The sequence below is a fragment of the Psychrobacter sp. AOP3-A1-26 genome (assembly GCF_052378235.1).
Classification (GTDB): Bacteria; Pseudomonadota; Gammaproteobacteria; order Pseudomonadales; family Moraxellaceae; genus Psychrobacter.
The window spans coordinates 22,013-33,139 of record NZ_JBQSXN010000033.1 but is presented as its reverse complement, the minus strand read 5'-3'; the positions used below and the strand labels follow the sequence as shown (position 1 = coordinate 33,139).

General features: G+C 40.4%; 7 protein-coding genes. All 7 read right to left on the bottom strand.

What is annotated here, in order from left to right:
- Window positions 1–47: 47 nt before the first annotated feature.
- Window positions 48–1,118 (bottom strand): DUF6708 domain-containing protein, encoded by a 1,071-nt coding sequence (locus tag ACT3TU_RS07475; RefSeq protein WP_192529335.1) that lies wholly within the window; start codon window positions 1,116–1,118, stop codon window positions 48–50.
- Between the two features lie 34 nt (window positions 1,119–1,152).
- Window positions 1,153–2,220 carry a hypothetical protein gene (locus ACT3TU_RS07470; protein ID WP_444784209.1) on the bottom strand — a complete coding sequence of 356 codons (1,068 nt, stop codon included), beginning with the start codon at window positions 2,218–2,220 and terminating at the stop codon, window positions 1,153–1,155.
- Window positions 2,221–2,239: 19 nt separating this feature from the next.
- A complete protein-coding gene (locus ACT3TU_RS07465) occupies window positions 2,240–3,301 on the bottom strand; it encodes a hypothetical protein (protein ID WP_192529217.1) in 1,062 nt (353 codons plus the stop codon).
- Between the two features lie 68 nt (window positions 3,302–3,369).
- Complete coding sequence (locus ACT3TU_RS07460) at window positions 3,370–4,581, bottom strand: DUF6708 domain-containing protein (protein ID WP_192529216.1); 1,212 nt, start codon at window positions 4,579–4,581, stop codon at window positions 3,370–3,372.
- Window positions 4,582–7,308 carry a T6SS effector BTH_I2691 family protein gene (locus ACT3TU_RS07455; RefSeq protein ID WP_192529215.1) on the bottom strand — a complete coding sequence of 909 codons (2,727 nt, stop codon included), beginning with the start codon at window positions 7,306–7,308 and terminating at the stop codon, window positions 4,582–4,584.
- Window positions 7,309–7,326: 18 nt separating this feature from the next.
- Window positions 7,327–8,247: a hypothetical protein gene (locus ACT3TU_RS07450; protein WP_192529214.1), complete on the bottom strand. Its 921-nt coding sequence runs from the start codon at window positions 8,245–8,247 to the stop codon at window positions 7,327–7,329.
- 54 nt (window positions 8,248–8,301) lie between these two features.
- The gene (locus ACT3TU_RS07445) at window positions 8,302–11,034 is read right to left on the bottom strand and encodes a contractile injection system protein, VgrG/Pvc8 family (RefSeq protein WP_192529213.1); all 2,733 of its coding nucleotides are present in this window, start codon (window positions 11,032–11,034) and stop codon (window positions 8,302–8,304) included.
- Window positions 11,035–11,127: the final 93 nt, after the last annotated feature.

Below are 11,127 nucleotides of genomic sequence, written 5' to 3'. Positions count from 1 at the left end.
GATTAATATTTTCAACTTAATACCTTTTAAATATTAAAAACAGTAGCTCACAGCTTGGCAATCACCAGCATCACATACAGTATCGAGCCAATAAACCACGTTGCATTCACGGCGATACCTGAATACCATTTCTGCTTAACCGCTTGGTTTTTGTTAGCAAAGGCCGCTTGCCGCTCTGCGGTGACAGGCAAGATATTATAGGGATTTTTTATGCCATCCCACATGAGCCGTCGCTGCACTTCAGGATGTAAGGCAGGATTGGCACTAGACTGGTAGATATTGCCTTCAGCAAGATCTAAAAAGCTGACGGTACAGGCACGTAACCAACCCATAATCGTCACTTCATGGCGTAGTCCAGTCAAACCCTTATTTTTCTTCTCTTGAGCGATATCAGCACAAGCAAAGAGTGAGGTACTGACATCAGTTGGACAGGCATGAGCATATCGGGGGTCAAGCGGTAGCTCATCTGCTGGACGTTCCATATAGGTGCGGATAAACGCCCACTGGTCGTAAGGGCTGAGTTGCATGTCTTCGAGATTGATATTTTGAATGGTTTGGTTTGTCTTGGGGTCAATCACATGTAAGTTTAGCGCTTCAAATACGACGCCCTTGTTACGTCTGACTGAGGCGACAATATCTTTGTAATTAATTAAATGGAAGATAGGCTCTTGCTTGCGATTGTGCTCATAATAAGCAATCTGCTGGGTCTGCTTTAGTAATATAAGTTTATTAGAGTAAGATTTTTTGTTTTTAAGTTGTTTTAAAACTAAATATGATCCAAAACCAAAAACTATTAAAAATAAAATAAGCATACCAATGGGAAATAAAGACAATAATTCAAACTCTTCAATAATCAAATAACTAAATGATACTACTAAGAACATGAATAGACCTTGCCCAAACAACCAACTAAAGCAATAAGCCATTAAAAAACCCACTAATTGATATGAATTAATGATCGGGTGAAATAATAAATAATCTGGGTTTACCTCATGCACATCACGGCTCAACTTCTCTATACTGGCTATTTTTTCTCGATACGCAGGTATGCTTTCTTCCCAAGGTCGACTCAGGAGCTTTTCGATGGGATGGGTATTGTTAGGAGGATTGTAAATCATAGTTGTACAGTATTTAGTTAGCCAACAATTTTTGCTAGCCATTATAAGCCATCACTGCCCACGTAAACAAACTTATGTTAATTAATATCACCACTATCCATCTAGTATTCACTTGCCAATTCTTGCCCTCAAATGCTTTTTTAGCCTCTTCGGTAATCGGCTGTATCGGGTAAGGGTTGTCTTTACCATCCCAAGTAAGTAGCTTGCTAATATCAGGATGTAATATGGCTTGCTTAGTACACTGGTAGTTATTACCTTGTAATAAGTAACCAAGCGCATATATTGAGCTGATAATAAGCATAACAATACCGCCAGCGCCTGAATGCTGCGTGTTGAGAATGCCATATTTCCGAAAGACAATATCACTACAGGCAAAAAGTGATTTGCTGGTATCGGCAGGATAAGTATCACAGAATTGAGGGTCTATGGGCAGGTCTTTGGCATCACTTTCCATATATGTTCGGATAAATGCCCAATGTACACGAGGATCAACAGAGACATCATGCGGTTTGATATGATGCGTAATATCCCCTGTACTAGGGTCTGCAACATATAAATTTAATGGTGTGTAGGCTGTATTATTTTTGATGGTATGTATTTCAGGAATCAGGTCTTTGTAATCTACTATCTTTAATTCAAAGGGTTTAAAAAACTGTAACGCCGGACGAAAGTAATACACTACTTTTTGCTCTTTTTTTAAGAAATAATATTGAGTTCGATATGGATGTTTAAGTATTAGCTGGTAGATGAGTAGGATTAACGGTGTACAGAATACTATGAAAATAAATATCATTGAAGCAATATTAAAAATTTGTAATAAACCTTTCATTGGTTCTCTATAAAATATATCCCCAATAAAAATACTAAAAAACATAACAGAAGAAAAATATATCCAACCGATACCAAAATACCAATACCAAAAATAGCTAGGGAAAAAGCTCATATAGTCAGGGTTAATATTGGTAATTTCTTTATTTAAGTGTTCAACATCTTCATCGCTATCTAATAAGGTTTTATTTATCTCACTGCTATAAGGGCTTTCAAGAACTTCTTGTAGTTCATTGATATGTTTGGCAAAATTACTATGCTTGTCTTCAATCATTGGCTTATTCCATTTCTTATCAACTATTATAAGCCACTACCGCCCATGCAAATAAACCAACGTTAATAAGTATGATACACGCCCATCTGACATTAACCTCCCAATTTCTACCTTCAAAGGCTAATTTAGCTTCATCAGTTATGGGCTGTATTGGATAGGGGTTGCTTTGTCCGTCCCATGCAAGTAGCTTCTGCACGTCAGGATGCAAGATGGCTCGCTTGGTACATTGGTAATGATTAGCCTGAAATAGATTACCTAAAGCTATTATTGAGCCTATTATAAAGACCATGATCTGACCACCGCCAGAATGATCACTAGGCAGTATACCGTTTTTTCGATAAATAATATCAGTGCAAGCAAACAATGATTTACTGGTGTCAGCTGGGTATGCTTGGCAGAGTTCGTTGTCTATTGGCAGATCATCCGCTGGGCTTTCCATATAAGTGCGGATAAATGCCCATTGTACGCGTGGATTGACTCTATAATCTTCTAGCTTTAGATGGTGAGTAATGTCACCTGTCTGAGGATCAGCGACGTAGAGATTGAGTGGTGTGTACGCTTGATTATATTTGTCCAGATGCAAGTCTGGATGTACGTCTTTATAATCTACTATCTTAAGCTCATAAGGCTGTCTAAATTTCATCAGTGGACGGTAGTAATAAGCTATTTTCTGTTCTTTTTTTAAGAAGTAATACTGGGTACGAATAAAGTGCTTTCTGATGAGTTGATATAGAAGTAGGATTAGTGGCGTACCAAATACAACAATCCATAAGAAGCTGAATACTATATCAAAAAGACTAAACTCACCATCTATAAAGACAACCTCTCCAATATCTTGAAGAAAATAATTACCTAACCAAAATGAAGAAAAATAAACCCAGCCAATAGCAAAATAAAACATCCAAAAATATGCTGGTAAGAAGGTCAGATAGTCAGGATTAACATCATGAATTTCTTTGTTAAGATGTTCAATATCTTCAGTACTCTCTAATAATCTTCTGTCTATACGAGTGGTATAAGGACGGTCAATAGGATTGTGAAGCTCACTGATATGTTTGGCGAAGTCGTCGCGTAATTGCATGTTGTTATTCCTAGTTACTTTTTATTTAAGCAATCACATACAGTAATAAAAAGGTAGCCAATGATTTATTAAGACAACCACTTAAAACTAAATAAACACCATAGCTTACCGACTACATCTGGATAATGCCCCCGAATACTACCAATGATGTCTACGAAGAATGCAAACGCAAACAGCATGATAATGCCAAATAGAATGAGGCCGACGCTATAAGCCAGCTTTTTCCAGAGTGGTTGATTGACATCTTCAATATTACCTTCGGGCAAGTTTTTGTTTAAGTCATACGGATCGTTAGGATCTATCTGACATTCAGCTTCTATCTCTGGGCTAAATTTGGGGGTAATGCTGGTGTTGATAGAGAGTAGACGCCCTAGATAGCGTAGCCACAGTTGTATGATGATTGCTAAATGTGTCCAATGTAATCTTAGTGCTTGTTTGGGATACTCCATGTTTTCATCTGAATCCAGTGCTGCTAATGTAGCTCGCTGAAATGATAATAATGGACTTTCCCTTTTTTGATGTACAGGATGAATATAGCGAATAGCATTTTTAACTTCTACAAATTGTTTATCACCACCTTCCATATAACGACGAACAAATTCAAAATGTTGTTTTAGCTGCGTTCCACCTAATATCTCTTTAGCGGTCAGATCACTAACGAATGGTAAACTAAACATGCTAGTAATGGTCATACCATCATCAGCAAGGGTGAGGCCACGTACATCACCACCGTCTTTGTACGTAGTTGCCATATAGAACTGTAGTTCATCCCAGTCAAAAACCTCAACTTTACGATTGGCTTGACGGACATAGACTTTACGTGTCTTACGGTTAAAACGCATAGGCAAATAGGTATAGGTAAACAGTTCGGTTGAGAGTAAAGCTAGTAAATAAACAGCCATCAGTATCAGTAAGACTGTAATAACGCCAACATAGGCAACAGCATAGGTATTACCTTTAGTGATATCTAATAAAACACTAGAAGTTGTGTAATATATTCCAATACTAATGATAGTCAAAAAGAATATACCGCCAAATGTGACGTCTCCGCGTATTCTATCTTGGCGTCCTGTGAGTTCCATATAGGTTGAGTTAAACTGTACGACAGTACGCTGTGGATACAGGGGTACATCATAACGATGGTTTTTATCAAGCCATTTAAAGTCATTAAGCTCTCTGACTCGACCACCTAAGCCCATTCCAAAATTATTATCTAGCTTTTGATTAACTTCTCTATAAGTAAATTTTGCAAAGGGGTTTCTGCCATTGATGTCTATCATTTAGTTATCCCGTAGGTCAATATCTTCGCCAGCCACAGCATGGTCAAATTGCTTTAGCGTATGTTCAAGTGACCAGTTGTTGCTGTCTGTCCCCCATATACTATGCTTGAGCCAATTCTCCATGCCTGTCTTATGCCAGTAACCGATAAATAGATTGATACCGATAAAACCAATAAGTAAAACAACTCCAATACCCGTAGCTGCCATACCAGCACCTAATGTCAAAAACAGCGTTGATCCTATACCTGTTGCCGCTGAACCGTAGTAAGCATATTGCATGACGCCATCGTCATTACGTCCCGCTTTATTTCCAGAATTAAAATCAAACCCTGCAAATATTGCTGCACCGCCAATACCTAATAGTCTTGCGCCTATTGATAATCGACCTGCTTGACGAGTAGCATCAGATAATTTCTTAGCATCTACGGATTTTCCCGCATTTTTAGCTAATTTAAACTCATTTACCATAAGCTGACTTGCATTGCCGCGTAGCTCCAAACCTCCTGCTATAAGTACCATAAGTCCTGCAGCAGCTTTTGCGCCCTCGGTTATTCCAGTCTCATCTTTTGCTCGGGCTATAAAAAAACTATGAACCAAAAACACACAAGCGATACTTTGGAGCATACCACCAAAATAGTTACTTCTAGTCGCTAAGTCTATATTCTGATCGACAATTCCTTTAAATATATTATAATTTCTGCTACCTGGAACATTCGTATTATATGTTTCAAGCGCTCTTGCACTAGAGGTGGTATTTGAAGTATTAGGCGCTGGTCTTATAATAGATGATGTACTTACACTACTAGCGACCCCACTTTGCAGTCTACCTTTGTCCTTAATAGCCTTTTGACTACTTTGATAAATACTAGTGCTGTTTTTAACTTGAGATTTATCTATGTGATATAAAAAATCTTGACTAAAAGAATTGTTTAGTCTTGTATTTTCTCCAGTAATTTTAAGCGCCTCATCTATACTATACCGCATACGAGTAGGCAGATTACTTGTACCAGCGATTCTAGATATGCCCTCCTTCAAAGCAGTTCTGGCTTCGCTAAACGTGCCTTTACCTTGAACAATAATTAGCGCTTTTTCATGATGATAACCAAATAAATACTCTTTTTGCGCTACAATAATATTATTAAGTTGACTACTCGTGCCGTACTTTTCCATAAACGGTATAGCGAGCTGTTCAGCCAGTCCAACAGTAACACCTAATTGTTTAGCTTTTTCATCAAACATCTTAAAGATCTCTGATGAGCCTGTATTAAATAGCCCTGACCAAGAAGCAGTTACTATTTCATCTGTGGTCAGACGAGTAACTGGAGTAAGACCATCAATATATTTAGCTACCTTATCTTGATTAAATATAAGCGCTCTCGCTAAATAATTATCTTCGTCGCTCGCATTTTTTTCTGATAATTGTAAATCATACAATCTAGCTTGCCCAGGAATAGTAGCTGTTGCGCCTACAAACTGCTGAACGGTTAAAGTATAGTAAATGCAGCTCAGCTCATCGTTTTTATCGAAGCATTGAGTCATCATTGTTTTTAAATCTTTATCTTTAAGAAACACACTGTAGTAGCTAGATAATGAAATTAGCATATTATTGAGTTCTTTTTTGCGTTTCATAGATCTGGCTTCAAAGTTTGATAGCCATCTATCCATCTCACTTTCACGAATTAATTTGCTATAGTCCGACCATGCTCCTTGACGTTGACTCTGAGTGTATTTTAATGCACCTTCTTGCCTTCTTTGCTCCTCCACCTGCTGTTCTTCTTCACTTGGCCCATCTCCTTCCCATCTTGGTGAAGTTTGCATTGCATCAGAAACTGTATTGACTCTAGCTATGTGTTGCTCTGCATCAGCTTTTGCTTTTTGGTCAATATTGTCTCTTAGAGTATTTATCAGCTTAGCTACAGTATAGCCTTGCACTGCACTTTCTGATGGTCTATAGGCAAGTTTTGCTTGTATCATAAATTCGTTTAGGTCAATTAACTTACCAATAGTATCGTTAAAGTTGACACTCAATACACGATTCCCATTTTTTTCTGTTCTAGATAATTCTGTACTGAGTTTTTTTGTTTCATCTGATTTATTTGGACTATAAAGTTGTTCCGTAAACGGGTTAATATCATCAAAGTATTCAAGAGCAAGGTACTGATAAGTTTCTTCTTTATTATCTCCTTCAGGATCATACCTCCATAAATCATAGCCGCCACCATTTTGTGACTCACCTGTTCCTAAAGATATTTTGCTTTTCGACTGAGTAGTAGATACGGGTACTTCAATCATATTATTAGTTTTAGCGTCATTAATATTATTTTGATGCCTTTCAATCACTGCAGGTGTCCACTTAACCGGGCTATAAGCACACCACAAAGTTTCTATATCGTTGTTTGGGTTAGGAATACGAATAAAGCTGTTCAATGCTGTACAGTTATCACCTCTGTGACAAGTATAATCAGATATCGGTAAATCAGGAGTTTTTGAAGTATTCTGTACATCAAATTGCTTTAGATAACGCCCTTGGGTGACGGCATAGCCATACCATTCTCCATTATTGTCAAGGATGTATATATAGCCTTCACGAAGTAACCTAGAGCTAAATAAAATATTAGAAACACTACTTTTCTTTAAGAAACTTTTGTTAAGTCTACATCCCCAACGCGTAGGTAATATCGTAATCCCTTGAGTCAAACATTGATCACATCTATTGCTATTTGCCATTATCTTATTCCTTAATTCTTAATTATCTAATGTCACTAAACCTGACTGCTCATAGCACTCATACAGCCATCGGTTCATCATCGTCATACGGTCAACAGGATTGGTCAGATGCGTGGCGGCGGTTAGTTGAGTATTTGCTTTGTCTAACCAGTTCAGCAATGAACTGTAGTGATTCAGTATCAACTCAGTCCCATCGATACCTTTTTTGGCAAAAAAGCGATTAAGCGTGCTGATACTATCTAGCTGGTTTTGCGTTAGTGGACAGTAGCTTGGTAGGCGCTGTACTTGTCTAACCTGCTCTGGTTTATAGTGATGAATACTATCTAAGCTATACCAACTATTATCCATTGATAGCCAAAGCCGATTAGGATAGCCATAGCGATTGGCAATGTAGGCGTGCTGATTTAATGGCAGCAGGTGAATGAGTACTTGCGCATCCAAATAGCGAAAATGCTTTTTCTTACCACTTTTTTGAATAATTTGATTAAGACTAAGCGTGTAAGCAATTTGCTCTGCGTTTAACTTAAAGTTTTCTAAAGCATTGATATCTTTGTCTATCTGCTGCCATTCAATCTCGTCTGGTAAATACTCTTTGGCACTCATTCTTGTTTGATGCGCTCGTCTATTAGGCGCAGTATAATCAAGCAGTGCAAGTAGCCCATGACTATGAGATAGCAGCTCACATTGCTGCAAATGCACCTCTAGGATATTAAGAATGTCTGAGATTAGGGTAATCATAACTGGACTATCAATCATATGATAGCTAAGCAACTCTTGCTGTAATGAATGTATAGCGTCGGGGAAAGCAGAATTAATCTCTTCAATCAGCTCTGTCTGACTATGATGAACCATCATGACATCAAAGGTGCTAAGTGCTCGAAAATCGAGGCTTTGAGTCTGTAAGCTTACGCTCAGTGTTTTTTTTGGTTGGATATTCATTATGCTGTCATGCTTTTATATTTGCGTGTAAGATTTGAGTAAAAGTTATTTTTATTATAAGTCAGTACTAGCAGCATGATTGTCCTCAGCCTGCTTTGACAACTTCTCACAAGCTTCAAACTGCATCTGTTTCATCAACAGGTTTTTAGCTTCTCCACCCCCACTGCCCCAATCTACTTTACTCGCCTTATAGCCCACTTGACTTGGCGTAATAAAGGTCACATTGCCACCCGATATCTCAATGCCGCTGCCCGCCGCTTTTAGCGTTAACGTATCAGGCGCGATAATCTCAATACTGTCTCGGCTGTGGATGCGTAGCGTCTGCTCGCTATCAAGGCGCATCTGATTTTGATGAGCTTGTATCGTCACATCGCCATGAGCCGCGGTATGGGTCTGTGCTTTGTTTGAGTAGTAGTGAATATCGCCTGCGACCAGTTGATTCATCTGAGTTTGGCCATGATGATGGGTGCTATCAGTGGCGTGGCTATGGGTGTTTTTAGTGCTGGTATGCTGACTGTGTTGTCCGCTTAGCATCGCTAGATGACGCTGAGAGTCGATCAGCAGATTGGCTTGTTGCCATTGTCCGGACTCGCTAAGCGTACTATCATTAGTGTCTTCGCTAAATTGGGCAAAAGGTGTTTGCGCATCTTCTTTACTACTGCTTTGCTTGTTATTGCTGCTGCCCTCTAGTCCCACTGGCTGATGAGTCTCAGCCAGCTGAGCATAAGCTTGCTGATGTTGGTCAGCGGTTTGCAGCTTACTATGGCTGTTATGACTCATGTGAGATTTTGATAAGGGGTCTGATGCTTGGCTACTGATATGAATACCTGTGCTGCCTTGCACATTAGCAGCGGCTTGGGTCTCTAAACTAATGCCGCGCCCTCGAGCTTGCCCACGAGTATGGTCGCTATGCTGATACAGATGTCCGATAGTCAGGCTAGACTGGAAGCTGCTGCTATAGACGTTAATCTGCGGACTGTCAGGATGAGCGTCAAACATTAGCTGGTTATAGCCATTAATAAGGCTGTCTTTGGTCGCCTCGCCTGTGCGACTGCTATCGATACTTTGAGTCTTGATACCATCTATGGGGTGAGCATGGCTTTGATTAATAAACCAAGCGGGACTGGTGGCATCAATGCTATCAGTGTCACTGACGATGCTATTATGCTGAGCATCAGAATTACCTTGGCCGTTATGGGTGCTGCCAATAATGATGGGATGGCTGATGTCACCACCGATGAAGTCAATAAGGACATGTTGCCCATGACGCAAAGGATGGGTTTGTCCCATGTGGTCAGCGACTAAATGACTAGCAATGGGTATCCAATGCGCGCTGTCACTATTGTTATCCTGCCCATCTTCTTCTTGCTGCCAGTGGTATCTAATATGGGCACGGTGGTTGCGGTCATGAGTAATGGCGCTGCTGTCTATGTCTATGATGCTGGCGCTCATAAGTCCTGTTAGACTCGGATGCGGTTGTCCAAGTTTGTCCAGCTGTTCCCCATAGGGAATATGGTGATGGTGCGGAAACGGTAGGTAGCAGGCGTTGATGTGATGGACGTTGTCGTCATTGCCGTCATCATTTTCATGGTCGGTATTTGGCTGTAAGGTAATAGGATCAAAAGCGGCTATACCCAACCAATCTGCCGGGATATGATTATTAATGTGCTGATGAATAGACACCAGACTGATGGGATCGGTTAAATAAGGATTACCATCGATATAGTGGCTACTTGGCAGCTCTAAGTGACGGATATTACCAGTGAGGCTGCCTAGATTGGCACGCTGCTGTGCGTTCTGCTGGTAGCGGGTGGCAAGCTTATCGAGACTGTCATCATCAAAACGGCTATGACTGTGCATAAAGCGCTGATGCGTGCTGTTTGATGAGTCGATAGGTTGCTCGCTACTGCTACTGCCAGTATAGGTACTCATCAAGCGACTGTCATAACGATGTAGATCGCTGTGCTGAGTATGCTGAGCAATACGCGGGCGAATGGCAGTAATGCGATCTTGTCTATCAGCGAGGTTGGCTGGGTTTTGACTGAGGATGCTTTGAATGTCGTTTGTGTCTGGACGTAGGACTTCGCCATCACTAGGTAACAAGACTAGAGTGTGCTTGTCACTCTCATGACGATAGTAGCCAGTGACGCCATAGAGGGCAAGATATTGAGTCAAATATGCCAGGTCGGTTTGGTTGTATTGCACGCTATGCTGGATATGATAGTTGCTGTCATCACTGAGGCGCTCGTCAATCTCAACGTTCATATCGTATGGACTGATGATTTGGGTAATGAGTTCACTGAGACTGAGATGATGGTGACGGCGATTATGACTGTTCAGGCGTAATTGACCTAAGTTAGGTTCACAGATGATACGATAGGCGGCCATACCACTGTTACTACCGAGAGCAATTGCTTCGGTGATGATACCGTGACGGGTTTGGCTTGGTAATAGCGTATCCCCCGTATTCCAATGTACCGAGAGACTTTGCCCTAGCCATTGCTTTATATCCAGTCCTGCTCGTGGCTGCAGTAGAGTAATACTAATACGGTAGCCGCAATAGAGTGCAAGCTGTCGCTCTTGATAAGACTGTACTCGTTGGTCTTGATGGTATGGGCTTGGATAGGCATCGGGTGCTGGCATAAGCGCGGACTTACTCCAAACACTGTCGGGCAATGGCATACCCAGCAAGCTTTCAACCAAGTCAGCCTGTTGAATGAGACTGGTGGCAATATCAGGATGGGCACTACTAAGTTGCACATGCCGCTTTGTTTGAGTCCATACCATGACAAGCCCTTCTCTATCAGTCCAAAGGTGGAAAGTTTAATATTGTAAGATCATAAATTGCGCACAGATTGCCCATTAACCAAGTATTCATTT